The 15,439-nt window shown below is 56.8% G+C and carries 19 protein-coding genes; 12 read left to right on the top strand and 7 right to left on the bottom strand.

From position 1 onward, the window contains the following. Positions 1-334: 334 nt before the first annotated feature. Positions 335-1,657, top strand: a complete 1,323-nt coding sequence (locus tag R84865_RS12315) for an ammonium transporter (protein WP_435633335.1) — start codon at positions 335-337, stop codon at positions 1,655-1,657. Positions 1,658-1,746: 89 nt separating this feature from the next. On the opposite strand, the gene R84865_RS12310 is transcribed toward R84865_RS12315, so the two are convergent. Continuing rightward, positions 1,747-2,292, bottom strand: a complete 546-nt coding sequence (locus R84865_RS12310; RefSeq protein WP_435639812.1) for a glutathione peroxidase — start codon at positions 2,290-2,292, stop codon at positions 1,747-1,749. Positions 2,293-2,908: 616 nt separating this feature from the next. Here R84865_RS12310 and R84865_RS12305 point away from each other — a divergent pair. The 6 genes from R84865_RS12305 to proP all read left to right on the top strand — a co-directional run bounded on the left by R84865_RS12305 (position 2,909) and on the right by proP (position 10,380). Continuing rightward, on the top strand, positions 2,909-3,670 hold the full coding sequence (locus R84865_RS12305; protein ID WP_435638043.1) for a gluconate 2-dehydrogenase subunit 3 family protein: 762 nt from the start codon (positions 2,909-2,911) through the stop codon (positions 3,668-3,670). Positions 3,671-3,676: 6 nt separating this feature from the next. Continuing rightward, entirely contained in the window at positions 3,677-5,443 is a 1,767-nt protein-coding gene (locus R84865_RS12300; RefSeq protein ID WP_435633338.1) for a GMC family oxidoreductase, read from the top strand. Next, positions 5,440-6,696: a c-type cytochrome gene (locus tag R84865_RS12295; RefSeq protein WP_435638044.1), complete on the top strand. Its 1,257-nt coding sequence runs from the start codon at positions 5,440-5,442 to the stop codon at positions 6,694-6,696. Before R84865_RS12300 ends, R84865_RS12295 begins: the two co-directional genes overlap by 4 nt. A gap of 304 nt (positions 6,697-7,000) precedes the next feature. Further along, positions 7,001-7,492, top strand: a complete 492-nt coding sequence (gene purE, locus R84865_RS12290; protein ID WP_435638045.1) for a 5-(carboxyamino)imidazole ribonucleotide mutase — start codon at positions 7,001-7,003, stop codon at positions 7,490-7,492. Between the two features lie 82 nt (positions 7,493-7,574). Beyond that, positions 7,575-8,672, top strand: coding sequence for a 5-(carboxyamino)imidazole ribonucleotide synthase (locus R84865_RS12285; protein ID WP_435639811.1), 1,098 nt, complete (start codon positions 7,575-7,577; stop codon positions 8,670-8,672). A 136-nt stretch (positions 8,673-8,808) separates the two neighbouring features. After that, positions 8,809-10,380 carry a glycine betaine/L-proline transporter ProP gene (gene proP / locus R84865_RS12280; protein WP_435633342.1) on the top strand — a complete coding sequence of 524 codons (1,572 nt, stop codon included), beginning with the start codon at positions 8,809-8,811 and terminating at the stop codon, positions 10,378-10,380. Between the two features lie 152 nt (positions 10,381-10,532). On the opposite strand, the gene R84865_RS12275 is transcribed toward proP, so the two are convergent. Together R84865_RS12275 and R84865_RS12270 are read right to left on the bottom strand one after the other, a co-directional pair. Continuing rightward, positions 10,533-10,784 carry a hypothetical protein gene (locus R84865_RS12275; protein ID WP_435639810.1) on the bottom strand — a complete coding sequence of 84 codons (252 nt, stop codon included), beginning with the start codon at positions 10,782-10,784 and terminating at the stop codon, positions 10,533-10,535. Continuing rightward, the gene (locus R84865_RS12270) at positions 10,784-10,978 is read right to left on the bottom strand and encodes a hypothetical protein (RefSeq protein ID WP_435639809.1); all 195 of its coding nucleotides are present in this window, start codon (positions 10,976-10,978) and stop codon (positions 10,784-10,786) included. Before R84865_RS12270 ends, R84865_RS12275 begins: the two co-directional genes overlap by 1 nt. A 293-nt stretch (positions 10,979-11,271) precedes the next feature. On the opposite strand from R84865_RS12270, the gene R84865_RS12265 reads away from it, so the two are divergent. Then, a complete protein-coding gene (locus tag R84865_RS12265; RefSeq protein ID WP_435633345.1) occupies positions 11,272-11,505 on the top strand; it encodes a hypothetical protein in 234 nt (77 codons plus the stop codon). A 55-nt stretch (positions 11,506-11,560) separates the two neighbouring features. Here the strand turns inward: R84865_RS12265 and R84865_RS12260 are convergent, their stop codons facing one another. Next, the gene (locus R84865_RS12260) at positions 11,561-12,067 is read right to left on the bottom strand and encodes a GNAT family N-acetyltransferase (RefSeq protein WP_435639808.1); all 507 of its coding nucleotides are present in this window, start codon (positions 12,065-12,067) and stop codon (positions 11,561-11,563) included. A 66-nt stretch (positions 12,068-12,133) separates the two neighbouring features. Here R84865_RS12260 and R84865_RS12255 point away from each other — a divergent pair, with 66 nt between their 5' ends. After that, on the top strand, positions 12,134-12,283 hold the full coding sequence (locus R84865_RS12255) for a hypothetical protein (RefSeq protein ID WP_435638049.1): 150 nt from the start codon (positions 12,134-12,136) through the stop codon (positions 12,281-12,283). Positions 12,284-12,316: 33 nt separating this feature from the next. Here the strand turns inward: R84865_RS12255 and R84865_RS12250 are convergent, their stop codons facing one another. After that, entirely contained in the window at positions 12,317-12,706 is a 390-nt protein-coding gene (locus tag R84865_RS12250) for a hypothetical protein (RefSeq protein ID WP_435638050.1), read from the bottom strand. A gap of 96 nt (positions 12,707-12,802) precedes the next feature. On the opposite strand from R84865_RS12250, the gene R84865_RS12245 reads away from it, so the two are divergent. After that, on the top strand, positions 12,803-13,075 hold the full coding sequence (locus R84865_RS12245) for a putative hemolysin (protein WP_435633349.1): 273 nt from the start codon (positions 12,803-12,805) through the stop codon (positions 13,073-13,075). Positions 13,076-13,180: 105 nt separating this feature from the next. On the opposite strand, the gene R84865_RS12240 is transcribed toward R84865_RS12245, so the two are convergent. Further along, a complete protein-coding gene (locus tag R84865_RS12240; protein WP_435639807.1) occupies positions 13,181-14,170 on the bottom strand; it encodes an aldo/keto reductase in 990 nt (329 codons plus the stop codon). Between the two features lie 47 nt (positions 14,171-14,217). Further along, positions 14,218-14,421 (bottom strand): hypothetical protein, encoded by a 204-nt coding sequence (locus tag R84865_RS12235; protein WP_435639806.1) that lies wholly within the window; start codon positions 14,419-14,421, stop codon positions 14,218-14,220. A gap of 32 nt (positions 14,422-14,453) precedes the next feature. Here R84865_RS12235 and R84865_RS12230 point away from each other — a divergent pair, with 32 nt between their 5' ends. Both R84865_RS12230 and R84865_RS12225 read left to right on the top strand, forming a co-directional pair. Then, positions 14,454-14,741 (top strand): YciI family protein, encoded by a 288-nt coding sequence (locus R84865_RS12230; protein WP_435638052.1) that lies wholly within the window; start codon positions 14,454-14,456, stop codon positions 14,739-14,741. 283 nt (positions 14,742-15,024) lie between these two features. Next, on the top strand, positions 15,025-15,270 hold the full coding sequence (locus tag R84865_RS12225) for a hypothetical protein (RefSeq protein WP_435633352.1): 246 nt from the start codon (positions 15,025-15,027) through the stop codon (positions 15,268-15,270). Positions 15,271-15,439: the final 169 nt, after the last annotated feature.

Below are 15,439 nucleotides of genomic sequence, written 5' to 3'. Positions count from 1 at the left end.
CCCTTAAGGCATGACACCTGACGCCACGGCGGACGAAACCAACAGCCAACTGGCCTCGACAAGCAGATGCACCAAAGAGGTGCGTTGCGCGCAGTTGAAAGCACCATTTTCTTTCGCCCATTTCTCTTATCAGCCTCCCGCCTCTTTTCTACCTACTCCCCCGCACCCATGAAAATAAATAACCCACTGATAACGCTAACTTTTATTAAAAATGGAAAGATTCGTGCTACTGCTACCTATAGAACACCATTAGACGAATTCCGGCACCTCTCCTGCCTCCCTAACGACAGCCAGAGCAGCGCCGGAACCCCACGAGTGCGGAGTGATTCCAACAATGTCTGTAAAACGCGCCTTGTTAGCATTAACCGGATTAGTCGGCGCTGCGCCGTTGACAGCGTTGGCGCAAGCGTCAACGCCGCAGTTAAATAGCGGCGATACCGCATGGATGTTAGTGGCAACGGTGTTTGTGCTGATGATGACAATACCCGGCGTTGCCCTGTTCTACGGTGGCATGGCGCGTTCAAAGAACATTCTGTCGGTATTGGCACAAAGCTTCGCCATTACCGCACTGGTTAGCATCATCTGGGTAATGTACGGCTACTCACTGGCGTTTGATACAACCGGCATGAGTGCCGACTCCATCAACATTCACTCCTTTGTCGGTGGATTTGATCGCGCGTTCCTGTCGGGGCTTGACCTTAATAGCCTTCAGGACACCTTCCCCGAAAGTGTCTGGATCATGTTCCAGATGACCTTCGCGATTTTGACGCCCGCGCTGATTATTGGTGCATTCGCTGAACGCATGAAATTTTCCGCCGTGCTGTGGTTCAGCGGGCTGTGGGTTACCTTCGTGTACTTCCCGATCGCTCACATGGTGTGGGGCGGCGATGGAGCACTGCTGGCCGACGATGGCGTGATCGATTTTGCCGGCGGTACGGTGGTGCATATCAACTCGGGTATCGCGGGCCTGGTGGCCTGTCTGGTGCTGGGTAAGCGCAAAGGCTATCCAAGCCTGCACATGGCCCCCAACAATCTGATCTTCACCATGATTGGCGGCTGCTTATTGTGGCTTGGCTGGTACGGTTTCAATGCCGGCTCAGCCGGTGCCGCCGACAGCAGCGCAGGCATGGCCATGCTGGTCACACAGGTGGCAACCTCGGCAGCGGCACTGGGTTGGATGTGCGCCGAGTGGCTGAAAACCGGCAAACCGACTCTGCTAGGCATGGTGACAGGCGCTATCGCAGGTCTGGTGGCAGTCACTCCTGCAGCAGGCACCTGCGGCCCGATGGGCGCGATTGTGCTGGGCTTGATTGCTGGCGTGGTTAGCTTCTACACCGCCACCAGCATGAAGCGGGCGTTTGGCTACGACGACTCGTTCGATGTCTTCGGCGTGCATGGTGTGGCAGGTATTCTCGGCTCGGTGCTTACCGGTATTTTTGCCGCTCCCGCGCTGGGTGGATTCGGCGACGTTACCAACATCGGGTTGCAGCTCTGGATTCAGATCAAGGGCGTACTGTTTACCATCGTCTATACCGGCGTGATTACCTTCATCTTGCTGAAGCTGATCGATAAAACGCTGGGCCTGCGCGTTAGCGAAGAGCAGGAAGACATCGGCCTCGATCTGGCACAGCACAACGAGCGCGGCTACAACCTGTAACGCCGTTCACTTAAGGCTAACCAACGCAAAGCGGGGCACGTTATTAACGTGCCCCGCTTTACTGTTAGCGCAATAAATCGAGCGTGCTGTTACTGCAGTGCTTCCTTCACCGCCTTCACCAGTACCTCGGCGTCTGGCGTAACGTCGGGCGCGAACCGCGCAATCACACGGTGGTCGCGATCAAGCAGGAACTTCTCAAAATTCCAGCTGACTTCAGACTCATCGTCCGGGAGCAGCCCCTTGTCGGCCATTTTCTCCTTGAAGCCACTGCCTTCCGCCCACTGTTTGCCAGGGGCTTCATCAATCAGCGCTTTATAAAGCGGATGCTTGTCGCTACCCAACACGGTGATTTTGCTGAACATCGGGAACTGCACACCGAAAGTGCCGCGGCAAAATTCCTGGATATCCTCGTTGGAACCCGGCTCCTGACCGAGGAAGTCGTTGGCCGGGAAGCCCAGCACTTCCAGCCCTTGCTCCTTGTAGTGCGCGTGGAGTGCTTCCAGCCCTTCATATTGAGACGTCAAACCACACTTGGACGCTACATTGACCACCAGCAACGCCTTGCCAGCGAAATCGGACAGCGATGCAGCGCTGCCATCGATGCGTTCAAGAGCAATATTATCTACAGCGGCCATTATCAAACCTCCTGGTAGTACTGAAAGAATATCGCCAACAGCGAGCGACAAGACCCTCGCTAAGGCTCCTTGAACCTGAGCGACGGCACCTTATGCCAACAATGTACAGTCCATACGGCGATCATGACATCATTAATTTTGCTCCCTTGTTGATAGCCTTCGCGGCCGTGCTCCGATAGGTGATTTTTATCATCGACCGCTCATCGTGGCGCTCAACGGGGCGCAAGCGACGCACCTCGCGCTAGCGACCGTTGGTGACGCCCTTACTGCAGCGGCGAAATGTCATGCCAGCCCCATGAAACCTACAGATAGAAAGTAATCAACCAATCGCGAATTTTAACTTCGAGTTAACCGCTATTTGCGGAAAGTTTAATATTACCGAGCTACACTATGAGGCGATTTTGGGAGGGTATTACGGACACCTGTAAGCGACACAAGCGTTGCCATCACTGCCGCCGATCAGGTAATTTGTATTTAAGAATCCGGGTAATCATTACCCTCCTAACAATTTTCCGCCGCCCAACACCTGTCAGCGCGTCTCGCTCCAACAGGTTAGGCAAGCGTTGGCGCGCTACGCGGAAACCGGCAATTACCGTGATAAGCAAGGGGACGCTCCATGAGTAACGACTCTGGTGCTCGAGTTGGCGTTACACGACGCCAGGTGCTCGCTACCAGTGCAGCCACTGCGTTTGCAGCCGCTGCCAGCAGCAAAGCCTCAGCACTAACCTTCACCCAAGTACCTGAATGGAGCCCTTTCGCTCACAGCCCTCCTCCCAGCGCTAAACACAGCGACGACTGGCAATTCTTCAACGCTGATGAAGCTGCCGCCGTTGAGGCCATTGTTGATCGACTGATTCCCGCAGACGAGCTCAGCATCGGCGGCAAGGAAGCAGGCTGCGCGGTGTTTATTGACCGCCAATTGAACGGTTTCTTCGGTACTTTCTCACGGCTTTACATGGAGCCGCCCTTCGGTAAGGGCGTCCCTGCCCAGGGCGACCAATCCCCGCTCGTTCCGCAGCAGCGCTATCGATTCGGGCTTGCCGAACTTGAACAGTATTGTCAATCGAAACATCAAGCATCGTTCAAGGACCTCAAGGGCGATCAGCAGGATCAGATTCTGAGCGCGCTTGAGAAGGGCGACATCCACTTCGAAAAATATCCGAGCGCCGATTTCTTCGCGCTAGTGCTGCAAAACACCAAGGAAGGCTTCTTTGCTGACCCCGTGTACGGCGGCAACAAGGATATGGTGTCGTGGAAAATGATTGGCTTCCCGGGCGCCCGCTACGACTACCGCGACTACGTCGAAAAACATAACCAAACGCTTGATCTGGAGCCTCTGAGTATCAGTGGCGGCACTCATTGGAACCATCAGGGATAACGTATAATGGCAACGAAATTACCCGCTACCGACGTTGTAGTCGTCGGTCTTGGCTGGGCAGGTTCTATCCTTGCCCACGAGTTGGCCGAAGAAGGTCTCAATGTCATCGGCTTCGAGCGCGGCCCTTGGCGCGATACCGCACAGGATTTCAACATCGCGACGGTACCTGATGAACTGCGCTATAACGCACGTCAGGAACTGATGCTGCGCACCCGCCAGAATACCGTCACGATGCGCAACAACATTTCCCAAACAGCCTTGCCAATGCGCCAGTGGGGCTCATTCCACCCTGGCAATGGTACTGGCGGCGCGGGCAACCACTGGGCGGGCATTACCTACCGCTATGACCCCTCAACCTTCCGTCTGAAAAGCCACCTGATCGAGCGCTACGGCCAGAAGGCCTATAACGACTCGAACCTGACGCTACAGGACTGGGGCACCGATTGGGATGAGATGGAGCCTCATTACGCCAAGTTCGAGGCGATTGCCGGTACGTCAGGCAAGGCAGGTAACATCAAGGGCGAAATTCAGGAAGGGGGTAACCCATATGAGGGGCCACGTTCCGGCGAATACCCCAACCCACCGCTGAAGCAGCCCTACGGCCCGACCCTGTTCGCGAAGGCCGCTGCCGACATGGGCTATAAGCCTTATTACGTGCCCTCTTCGCTGGTCTCACGCGCCTACACCAACCCGCTGGGCGTTACCATGGGGCCCTGCACCTATTGTGGTTTCTGCACCAACTACGGCTGCGCTAACTACTCCAAGGCAAGTGCCATTACCACCATACTTCCGGCGCTAATTCGCAAGTCCAACTTCGTTGCCAAAACCAACAGTGAAGTGCATCGCGTCACCCTCGATAGCTCTGGCAAACGCGCCACAGGCGTCATCTATAGCGACGCCTCCGGACGTACCTGGGAACAGCCTGCCGAGCTGGTAATTGTCGCTGCGTTCATTCTTGAAAACGTGCGCCTGATGCTACTTTCCGGCGTAGGCAAACCCTACGATCCGCGCACGGGCAAGGGCACCACCGGTCGTAACTACTGCTACCAGACTGCCAACAACGCGCAGTTGTTCTTCAAGGACAAGAACTTCAATCCGTTCATTGGCGGCGGTGCAGTGGGCATGGGCATCGATGAGCTTAACAACGATAACTTCGACCACTCTGGCCTTGGATTCTTCGGCGGCGGCAGCACGCGCGTTACCCCCATCGGAGCAGCCCCCATCGCCAATACGCCAGTGCCGCCCGGCACCCCCAAATGGGGGGCGCAGTGGAAGCGTGCGGTCAAGGAGAACTACCTTGGCAACATGAGCGTTGGCTGCGAGGCGAGCAGCTACGCCCAGCAAGGCAACTACCTGTCGCTCGACCCTACCTACAAGGATCCGCACGGCTATCCGCTGCTGCGCATGACCTTCGACTTCCCCGACAACGACATTCGGATGGCGCGCTACGTCACCGACAAGATCGGTGAAATCGGTGAGCACATGGGCGCTGACCAAGTGGTGAAAACGCCCCGCACGCGCCCTTGGAACAACCAGAGCTACCAGTCTTCACACATGACCGGTGGCTTCCTGATGGGCTCAGACCCCAGCACCAGTTCGGTCAACAAACACCTGCAAACCTGGGGCATCCCCAACCTGTTCGTGGTCGGTGCATCTGCTGCGCCGCAAAACCCCGGCTTTAACCCAACCGGCACCGTCGGTGCGCTAGCCTACAAGGCTGCCGATGCCATTCGCCGTCTTTATTTGAAAAACCCGGGGGAGATGATCGGATGAACAAGCTGCTGATGACTCTACTGGGCGGCACCGTGGCGCTTGCTGCGGCGACCTCGGCAAGCGCTGCCGATAGCGATGATGGCTACGGCATTTCGACCGATTTCGATACCGTGCAAGAAGGCCACTATCTAGCCACTCTCGGCGACTGTGCGGCTTGTCACACCAAGCCTGGCGGCAAGCCGATGGCGGGTGGCGTAGCGTTGGAAACGCCGTTTGGCAAGCTGGTGGCGCCTAACATTACGCCTGACAAGGCGACCGGCATCGGTAACTGGAACTTCCAGCAATTCAAAAGCGCGATGACGGAAGGTAAGGCGCCGGTTGGCCACCTGTACGGCGCAATGCCCTACACGGCCTATACCAAGGTGACCGAGAAGGATTTGCGCGCGATGTGGTCGTACCTGCACACGGTAGAGCCGGTCGATAATGACGTCGTTGCCAACCAGTTGCCCTTCCCCTTCAACGTGCGTTTGTCGTTGATTGGCTGGAACATGATCAACTTCAGCAAAGGCGAATTCAAACCCAATCCTCACAAATCAGAGGAATGGAATCGCGGTGCCTATATCGTTGAAGGTCTTGGTCACTGTGGCACCTGCCATACGCCCAAAAACCTGATTGGCGGCGACAAGAATAGCCAGTTCCTGAAGTCCAGCCTGCTGGAAAACTGGACCGTGCCCGACATCACGCCAGATGACCACAAAGGCATTGGCGAGTGGTCCAAACAGGATCTGGTGGACTACCTGAAAGACGGCAAGAACAAGTTCGATATCGCTTCAGGGCCGATGGCAGAAGAAGTCGTCAACTCGTCGCAGTATTGGACCGAGAAGGATCTGCAGGCCGTTGCCACTTATCTGAAGGAAGGGGAAGACGGCGATCACCAGACCACGCCGCCCGACCCGATTGCCACCGACGACGACCGCATGAAGTCGGGTGAGCACATCTACGCAGATCGCTGCGCAGGTTGCCACACTCCTGACGGCGGCGGCGTTGAAGGACTGTTCCCGCGCCTTGCCAACAACGCACTGATGCGTCAGGACGACCCAACCTCACTGATCCGTGTGGTGCTGGCCGGTTCACGCGCAGGTGCCACCGACGCGGCGCCGACTGCACCGTCGATGCCGGCATTTAGCTGGAACATGAGCGACGAGCAGATTGCCAATGTGCTGACGTTTGTACGTAACAGCTGGGGCAATTCGGCAGAGGCGGTGTCACCGTCCGACGTAGCGAAGCTTCGTGCATCGCTCAAGGATGACTAGCACCTCTATCCGCTAGCGCTTTACATGCCCCGGGGTAACCCCCTGGGGCATGTGCGTTTTGAGGCAGGTATCTGAGCGTTTTCGACGCCGCCGGGCAACGATACGTGAAGTTATCTCTGTGGCGGTGGTAGACTGGCGGATTCTTTAACGCAGTGAACGAAAGCCGCCCCTTCCAGCTGTATTGGCCCTTTCAGCGATCGCGGTTCGCGCGCCTCGGCAGTGAGTGCGTCGAGCCGCCTTTCGACATTGCACACACCGCAACCACCGCCCAATGCATGGCACCCTTGAGAACAGTGGAGCAACAATGAGCGTACGAGTAGGCATCATCATGGGATCCAGCTCCGACTGGGACACCATGCACCATACCGCAACCACGCTGGAGCAACTCGGCATAGAACATGAGGTAAAGGTGGTGTCGGCGCATCGTACCCCTGACCTGCTGTTTGAATACGCCGAGCAGGCCGCTGACCGAGGGCTACAGGTGATTATCGCTGGGGCTGGCGGCGCGGCGCACTTGCCGGGCATGTGCGCGGCCAAAACCTGGCTACCGGTGCTCGGCGTACCGGTGAAATCCAGCACTCTGTCGGGCGTGGATTCACTGCTGTCGATCGTACAGATGCCAGCTGGCGTACCTACTGCAACACTGGCGATTGGCCGCGCAGGAGCCATTAACGCCGCATTGCTGGCGGCTTCCATCTTGGCAACCACCGATAGCGCGGTGCGCGAAGCGCTGCAGACCTTCCGCGAGCAGCAAACCCAGCGCGTGTTGGATAACCCGGACCCGCGCGCAAGCTAACCGCTGGATATTCGAATCGCCATGTACATGGCACCAATTACCGACAAAAACACCGCAGTTTCTACACAACAGGAGCAGAGTGATGCACATTGGTATCGTGGGCGCTGGGCAACTAGGCCAGATGATGGCGCAAGCAGGCGCTCCGCTGAATATCGATTTCACTTTCCTTGATCCAGCCACAGCCCCCTGCGCTGCTCCCTATGGCGCACTGCTGACCGCCGACTGGAATGATGCCGATGCGCTAAAGGCGCTGACCGCAAGCGCTGATGTCGTTACCTTCGAGTTTGAAAACGTATCACCGCGTGCGCTGGAACAGCTCAGCAGCCATCGACCGGCCTTCCCCCCGGCCACGGCGCTGGAGACATCGCGCGATCGTTTGCACGAAAAGTCGCTGTTTGCGTCGCTGGATATTCCGCTACCGCCCATCGCCCGCGTTGATAGCCAGTGCGATCTCGAGCAAGCCGTCGCCAAGGTTGGCCTGCCGGCAGTGCTCAAGACGCGTACGCTGGGTTACGACGGCAAAGGCCAGAAAGTGCTGCGTAGCGAGCAGGACATCGCCGGTACCTTCGAAGAGCTGGGCAGCGTGCCGCTCATTCTGGAAGGCTTCGTCGATTTCGATCATGAAGTGTCAGTGATTGCGGTGCGCGGCCGCGATGGCGAGACGCGTTTTTGGGACCTCAGCGAAAACGAGCACCGCGCTGGTATACTGCATTGTGCAATTCCACGCCAGCAGCACCCTTTCCGGCAGGACGCCTTCCGCTATGCCGGCCAGGTAATGGATGCGCTCGATTACGTTGGCGTGATGGCTTTTGAGTTTTTTGTCACGTCAGAAGGCCTTATTGCCAACGAAATTGCGCCTCGCGTGCATAACTCCGGCCACTGGAGCATTGAGGGCGCGCAAACCAGTCAGTTCGAGAACCACGTGCGCGCCGTTGCCGGACTGCCGCTGGGCACCACTGACCTGATTACACCATGCGCCATGCTGAACATCATTGGCGCCATGCCCTCAGCGGACGCCCTGTTGGCCATACCAGGTGTACGTCTTCACGATTACAACAAGGCTCCTCGCCCGGGGCGCAAGATCGGTCACGTTACCGTGCTCGCCCAGAATAATGACGAACTGAAGACGCGCATAGATCTCGTCGAAAACGCACTGACCAACGACCTCGGTGTGTCATGATTCATCGCTAATATTTCTAAAAAAGCATACCTGGGGCTTCGGGGATGCTTATGGATTACTTATCTCAAGCTGCTATACTAATTTGCTTGCCCTGACTCTCTCCCCTTTGCAAGGGAACAGCATAAGGAGTGACTGAATGAGCTCAAGCGCATCACTGAACGAAAGCCAGCACGCGCACAAAAAACGCAGACGCAAAAAGCGCTTGCGGCTGGAAGATATCACCGTTATCGATAACTCAACGCTGAAGCGAGCGGTCGCCGCGGCAGCGCTGGGTAATGCCATGGAATGGTACGACTTCGGCGTATATGCGTATCTCGCCGTCGTTATTGGCGATGTCTTCTTTACCGGTGCCGACCCCACCATCCGCCAGTTGGCCACCTTTGGCGCCTTCACCGTTGCCTTCCTGATCCGCCCCATTGGCGGCATGGTATTCGGCCCGTTGGGCGATAAGGTCGGCAGGCAGAAAATTCTTGCCCTGACCATGATCATGATGTCGGTCAGTACCTTCTGTATCGGGCTTATCCCCAGCTACGACACGATTGGCGTATGGGCACCCATTCTGCTGCTGCTGGCGCGTTTGGTGCAGGGCTTCTCGACCGGCGGTGAATACGGCGGCGCAGCCACCTTCATCGCGGAATACTCCCCTGACCGTAAGCGCGGTTTGATGGGCAGCTGGCTCGAATTCGGTACCACCAGCGGTTATTTCCTCGGCGCGGCCATTGTCAGTATTCTGACCACCATGCTGCCCACCGACGACCTGCACTCGTGGGGCTGGCGTATCCCGTTCTTCGTAGCTGGGCCTTTGGGCATCATCGGCCTGTACATGCGTACCAAGCTCGAAGAAACGCCTGCCTTCCAGGATCAGGCCGAGCAAGCCGCCTCTGAGCCGACCCAGAAGAACGAATTCGTCAACATGGTAACCGGGCATTGGAAACCGCTGCTGGTCTGCATTGGACTGGTACTGGTGTTCAACGTTACCGACTACATGCTGCTGTCGTACATGCCTACCTACCTGTCGGCTAACCTCAACTACAGCCAGGACCACGGTACCTACCTGGTACTGATCGTAATGCTGGTGATGCTGGTGATGCAGCCGGTGGTGGGTGCGCTGAGCGACAAGGTAGGTCGCAAACCGGTTATCCTGTTCGGCAGTATGGCCGCGCTGATTCTGTCAGTGCCCGAGCTGTGGATGATTCAAACTGGTAACGAAGCATTGATTCTGACTGGCCTGATCATGATGGGCCTCACGCTCAACTGCTTCACCGGCACCATGCCATCGACACTGCCAGCGCTGTTCCCGACGGCAATTCGCTATGGTGCGCTGGCGATTGCCTTCAACGTGTCGGTGTCACTGTTCGGCGGCACCACTCCGCTGGTCACTAGCTGGTTGATCAGCGCGACCGGCAACCTCTATATGCCGGCCTACTATCTGATGCTGGGCGGCGTTATTGGTGCCATCACCATCCTGTGCACTCGTGAAACTGCTGGTAAGCGCCTGATCGGCTCTACCCCTGCCGCTGCCGACAAGGCAGAGGCCAAAGAGCTACTGGCCGAGCACCACGAAACCATCGAAGAGCAGGTGGAAGACATCAGCAGTGAAATCGAACGCCTTGAGATGCGTCGCGATAATCTGATCTATGAACACCCAGAGCTCTATAAGCAGCAGCAGGCCGAAGAGCAACAGCAGGCTGAAAAAGGCAAGGAGTAGCCTCGTTGCCACTTGCCTCGGCGCTCGCTGAGGCAAGACGAAAAAGCCGAAGGCATATGCCTTCGGCTTTTTTATGTGCGATAGAAAGATTCAGGCCATCGCTGGCTTGCCTCCACCATAACGAAGGGACAGCCCTCTCATCGGGAGACTCATTACTGAGCAGGCTTGCACTGAATCGATGACTGCCAGTCGAGAAAATCCCGATCCAGCCACATCACCTGATAGCCATCAGGGCAGAGCGCTCGCGAGCGGCGCTCAAGCTCTCCCTGATTGGTCGCGCGCACCGCATGCACCCCCGAATGCGCAGCAAACTTGCCGTTGGATTGATCGAGGGATGCACAGCCCGCGCTTAGGCATGCCGCTCCAGCAACCAACGCGACCATCAGCCAATTAGGTGATTGCATCAGTGTGAGTCGTGATCTTGATCGGGCTGGCTTGGGCGGTTCCGGAGCAGGCTATGCGCGATGTAGCAGGCCATGCCCACCACGCCAAACGACAGCAGAAAGCGCGGCAACCAGTGAAGTTCAATAAAGCCCTGAATCAATAGGCTGGCAATGGCGGCGACCAGTGCTACCGCTGCATAACGCTTGTCTTTCACGAGCTTCTCCCGTTGGATGGTGATGCCCAAGAATATCCCAGAAAGCCTGTTGTGCCACCGTTTTCGACCGAGATTTATGCCGCATAAGGCTGCATAGGTAACGTCGCCACCAGCCGCGACTCACGGCAAGCTGATCATTTTGCCGCAACGACCATGCTGTGGCGCTCTTGAATACCCGCCATAAATCACCATACTCATAGGTAGCACCCTCTTCTGGGGCGACGCAAGGAAGGCGATAAACGCGCCCTCACCGTAGAAGCTTGTCATTCATCCTTAGTGACTGGAGATTCACCATGAGCGACGACAACCAGCAGAATAGCAACGACGCACCTCAGCAGGATGCTGACACTGCATCCCAGCAGCCTTCTGCCGAACAACAAGGCAGCGAACAACAAGGTGACGAACAGCACAGCGACAACCAGTACAAGGAAACTTACGACAAAGTCGTACAGGCCAAGGATAAAGTGGCCGACGCCGTCGATACTGCTAAAGATGCGCTAGGCGGCATCTTCGGCAACAAGAAGTAAGCAGACTAAAAAGCGACCTCTCAGGTCGCTTTTTTTGGCTCGCCAATCGCTATCGCTACTGCTTATGCAACACCAATTGAAGAAAGGCCAGGTCCAGCCAGCGCCCAAACTTGGTTCCCACCTCCGGTAGTACCCCCGTTTGCTTGAAGCCCAGCTTTTCGTGAAGCGCAATGGAAGCGCGATTACTGGCATCAATGCCGGCCACCATAACGTGTAAGCCCTGATCACGCGCTCGCTCAATCAGCGCCTGCATCAGCTGTTTTCCAATGCCGCCTCCCCGCGCATCGCGATGCACATACACCGAATGCTCCACGGTATAGCGATAGCCATCGAAGGCCCGCCACGCACCATAAGTGGCATACCCCACCACCTGCTGTTGCTCATCTATAGCGACCAGCACCGGGAATTGTTGCTGCTCATGCTCGCGCAGCCAGCGCAGCCGATTGGCTTCATCGACCTGTCGGTCGTTCCAGATGGCGGTAGTGTTTGCGACCGCGTCGTTGTATATCTCGGTAATCGTCGCGATGTCGGTCTCTTTCGCGGCCCTGATGCTGGTGTTCATGTCGCTGCTGTCTCACACTGATAAGTATGCTGAAATTCACTCCTATTATGCGGCGCAAGCACAGCGATGTCCTATTCCAATCATGCAGATACGCTATGGCAGCAGATACGCGCTGTGGTGTTGCAAGCGATACCGCCCGGCGCGACGGCTGCCGGCATTCCTGCCAAGGTGGTTGGCCACGGTAACGATCGCCCTTCTCGTCGCAGCGGTCGCTAGGCCCGAACAGCAGCCCCTGCGCTCACTTATCACCTATAGCGCAGAACTCGATTCGCTCAGCGGCTGCATTCGATCGGGCAATACCGACAGCACTTCGGAGCGTTGGCGCAGGTCATGTGCTGCCTTCTTCGCCTTGTTAGCAGGCAGCCTGACAACCAAGGCGTGCATGTTGTCGAGCTGATAGACCACACTGCCATCAAAACGCTCGATCGCCTTGATCAACTGACGGCGATCGACCCCAGCCTGATGGTAGATAATCAGGGTAACGGTTTGCGCCTTAGCGCTGTGCTGCTGCAAGGATTCCGATGAGGGTGTTGCCTGACATTGCGGAACCAGCATGGCGGCCAGTGCGCTTAGTAACAACGCCTTCATGACACAGCGACCAACAGGCAGCGAAAGTCGAGTACGGGATAATTCGATCATCTTTTTGTCGCGTGAGATGCTGGAAAAAGGCCGTGGCTGCCACCACACTATCCGCTGATCATGCCTTTGAATATTTCTCATGAAGTGGGAGCTACCATGCGACGACATTTGTTCATACTGGCGGCGGCGCTCGTACCGCTAAGCGGTTGCGCCAGTCACCACGACGATACGCCTGCGCCCAATACTCCTATGGTGGGTCAGGACGGCGGTAACCCTGCCTCGCGGTATTGCGTTGAGCAGGGCGGCAAACTGGAAATACGCAAAGGCCCACAGGGCGAAACAGGCTACTGCCATCTGCCGGATGGGCGAGTCATCGAAGAATGGACGCTGTTCCGCAACGCGCAAGCCAATGAGGAAGACCGCACCTAGTGGCGAACGCCTTATCTCTTGCACCACCAACGCTCGCCATAAGCGCGTTTGCTGCCCCTACACCGCCGCACCATCATGCGGCGGTGTTCCATTCGGCGGAGCCTATTAGCGCCCCGTTGCGGCCATTAAATCATCGGGATAGCGCTCGCCTTCAATAGGCACCGCATCGGCAAGCTCGGTAATTTCGCTCACCTCACTCGCGCTCAGCTCGAGCGTTACCGCACCAAGATTTTCTTCCAGTCGATGCAGCTTGGTAGTGCCCGGGATAGGCACGATCCACGGCTTCTGCGCCAACAGCCACGCCAGCGCAATCTGCGCAGAGGTAGCCTGTTTGCTGTCGGCAATTCGCTTGAGCGAATCGAGCAACGCCTGGTTTTTTTGCATCGCGTCTGCGGTAAAACGCGGCAAGCGGCTGCGAAAATCGCTGCTATCGAACGGTTGGTTACCGGATAGAGCGCCAGTCAGGAACCCACGCCCCAAAGGACTATAAGGCACCAAGCCGATTCCCAGTTCTTCGCAGGTCGCCAAAATGCCGTTGCGTTCTACATCGCGCGTCCACAGCGAATATTCGTTCTGCAGCGCTGATACCGGCTGAACGGCGTGGGCACGCCGCAGTGTTTCGGCGCTGGGTTCCGACATGCCAAAGAACTTCACCTTGCCTTCATCGATAAGCTGTTTGACCGCTCCCGCTACCTCTTCGATAGGTACGTCGGGATCCACGCGGTGCTGATACAGCAAGTCGATCTGCTCAATGCCCAGGCGCTGCAGCGATGCCTCTGCCACCGCCTTGATGTGCTCGGGGCGACTATTCACTCCTACCGGCGCACCTTCTTCGATACGGAAGCCAAATTTGGTCGCGATAGTGACCTGATCACGTACTGGAGCAAGCGCTTCACCCACCAGTTTCTCATTGGTAAACGGGCCGTAAACTTCCGCCGTGTCGAAGAAGGTAACGCCGCGATCGACGGCGGCACGCAGCAACCGATTGGCTTCATTGCTGGATAGCGCACTGCCGTAGCTACTATTCAGGCCCATGCAGCCGTAGCCCAGCGTCGATACGGTGAGCCCCTGTTGGCCTAGCTGACGTTGTTGCATCGCATTGCCCCTTGAAGATGATCTAAAGATAACGTCCACCATAACGGCTACTGATGAACGCGAATAGTGGCAATATGACCACGGTTGATTGCCATTTTCTGTCCACGCACTGCTGCCATCGATTTCACTGCCAATTCGTTCGATGGCGCGGCGATGGATAACAAGCCACGTGGAGCTTTGACCCTGACGCAATCAACGAGTTGCCAGACGTGCACCGTTGCCGCTACCGTTAGCAGCGCATTTGGCCCCATTAGCTTCCTTATTTATAACAAAGGAGATGCCCATGTATGTGATAGAGCTCACCTTCACTTGTCCCGTCGATGAAGTACAACCCCAAGTCGTACCGCATCTTAACTATCTCGACGAACACTACGCGAAGAAGCACTTCATCGCGTCGGGTGCCAAAAACCCGCGCGACGGCGGCATTATTATTGCCAATGGCAAGCTGCCACGCGATGAGTTGGACAAAATCATCAGCGAAGACCCTTTCTACAAGCACAATATGGCTGACTACCGCGTCGTCGAGTTTGTGGTAGATAAATACGATGACGCCATCGAGTCTCTCCTGTAAGGCACAAACCGCCGCGCAGCCGCAATCGGCAGTTGCCTCAGTGGTACCCGCGACGAGTGTCGGCACAAGCAGTCGACGCTGTCGCGGTAAACACCTGTTGGTCATCTTGTACGCTTACGTTAGAAGTCGCGCCGCCCTCTGCATTGACCGGGGCAAGTGCCAGTGCGCAACAATTCCAAACAACGAGGTGTTGCACATCCTGCGCCCGAATGCTAAATAAATGATAACGATACGCAATGACCGTTGCTGGCTTCTTCACTACACCTTGTGCGGAGGCATTATCATGAAACTTAACATTCTTCAGGAAAGCCAACTGTTAACCTATCACCGCCTGAATACCAACGACCCTCATCAGGCGGCCGACAACCTAAGCGCTCATGCCATCCAGCGCGGCTACGACCGCTTTAGCGACGGCATCAAAATCAGCGCGGGCTCAGCGTTCGCTCGTCTCGTGCAGTCGCTGGCGCAAGCGCCACGCAGCGCCTCACCTACCTGCCCTTACTACCACAGCTCGCGTGCCATCGCGTGATGACGATCGTTATTGCTGCGGCGATAAGGCAGTGAAGGGGCACTTGGCAGGGTGTAGTACAGAAAGAAGCCCGCCCGTCTGCCATCCATCACCGACGAACCCGCCATCGTGCACAAGCCGAGGCCGCTCCAAGCCGAGGCAGTTAGCGTGGATTTCAGCATTCAGCCAA

The sequence above is a fragment of the Carnimonas bestiolae genome, assembly GCF_051251145.1.
Taxonomy (GTDB): domain Bacteria; phylum Pseudomonadota; class Gammaproteobacteria; order Pseudomonadales; family Halomonadaceae; genus Carnimonas; species Carnimonas bestiolae.
Note: the sequence above shows the minus strand (reverse complement) of the source record. Positions and strands in the feature narration are given on the sequence as shown.

What these genes read in the sequence shown, in the direction of transcription:
- R84865_RS12260 (WP_435639808.1), bottom strand. Translation starts at nt 12,067, where the DNA reads ATGAACACCAGCATCAGGGCCGCGAAAGAGACCGACATCGCGACGATT.
- R84865_RS12300 (WP_435633338.1), top strand. Translation starts at nt 3,677, where the DNA reads ATGGCAACGAAATTACCCGCTACCGACGTTGTAGTCGTCGGTCTTGGC.
- R84865_RS12235 (WP_435639806.1), bottom strand. Translation starts at nt 14,421, where the DNA reads ATGGGGCCAAATGCGCTGCTAACGGTAGCGGCAACGGTGCACGTCTGG.
- R84865_RS12265 (WP_435633345.1), top strand. Translation starts at nt 11,272, where the DNA reads ATGAGCGACGACAACCAGCAGAATAGCAACGACGCACCTCAGCAGGAT.
- proP (WP_435633342.1), top strand. Translation starts at nt 8,809, where the DNA reads ATGAGCTCAAGCGCATCACTGAACGAAAGCCAGCACGCGCACAAAAAA.
- R84865_RS12295 (WP_435638044.1), top strand. Translation starts at nt 5,440, where the DNA reads ATGAACAAGCTGCTGATGACTCTACTGGGCGGCACCGTGGCGCTTGCT.
- R84865_RS12245 (WP_435633349.1), top strand. Translation starts at nt 12,803, where the DNA reads ATGCGACGACATTTGTTCATACTGGCGGCGGCGCTCGTACCGCTAAGC.
- R84865_RS12275 (WP_435639810.1), bottom strand. Translation starts at nt 10,784, where the DNA reads ATGCAATCACCTAATTGGCTGATGGTCGCGTTGGTTGCTGGAGCGGCA.
- R84865_RS12230 (WP_435638052.1), top strand. Translation starts at nt 14,454, where the DNA reads ATGTATGTGATAGAGCTCACCTTCACTTGTCCCGTCGATGAAGTACAA.
- R84865_RS12315 (WP_435633335.1), top strand. Translation starts at nt 335, where the DNA reads ATGTCTGTAAAACGCGCCTTGTTAGCATTAACCGGATTAGTCGGCGCT.
- R84865_RS12225 (WP_435633352.1), top strand. Translation starts at nt 15,025, where the DNA reads ATGAAACTTAACATTCTTCAGGAAAGCCAACTGTTAACCTATCACCGC.
- R84865_RS12255 (WP_435638049.1), top strand. Translation starts at nt 12,134, where the DNA reads ATGTCCTATTCCAATCATGCAGATACGCTATGGCAGCAGATACGCGCT.
- purE (WP_435638045.1), top strand. Translation starts at nt 7,001, where the DNA reads ATGAGCGTACGAGTAGGCATCATCATGGGATCCAGCTCCGACTGGGAC.
- R84865_RS12240 (WP_435639807.1), bottom strand. Translation starts at nt 14,170, where the DNA reads ATGCAACAACGTCAGCTAGGCCAACAGGGGCTCACCGTATCGACGCTG.
- R84865_RS12310 (WP_435639812.1), bottom strand. Translation starts at nt 2,292, where the DNA reads ATGGCCGCTGTAGATAATATTGCTCTTGAACGCATCGATGGCAGCGCT.
- R84865_RS12250 (WP_435638050.1), bottom strand. Translation starts at nt 12,706, where the DNA reads ATGATCGAATTATCCCGTACTCGACTTTCGCTGCCTGTTGGTCGCTGT.
- R84865_RS12305 (WP_435638043.1), top strand. Translation starts at nt 2,909, where the DNA reads ATGAGTAACGACTCTGGTGCTCGAGTTGGCGTTACACGACGCCAGGTG.
- R84865_RS12285 (WP_435639811.1), top strand. Translation starts at nt 7,575, where the DNA reads ATGCACATTGGTATCGTGGGCGCTGGGCAACTAGGCCAGATGATGGCG.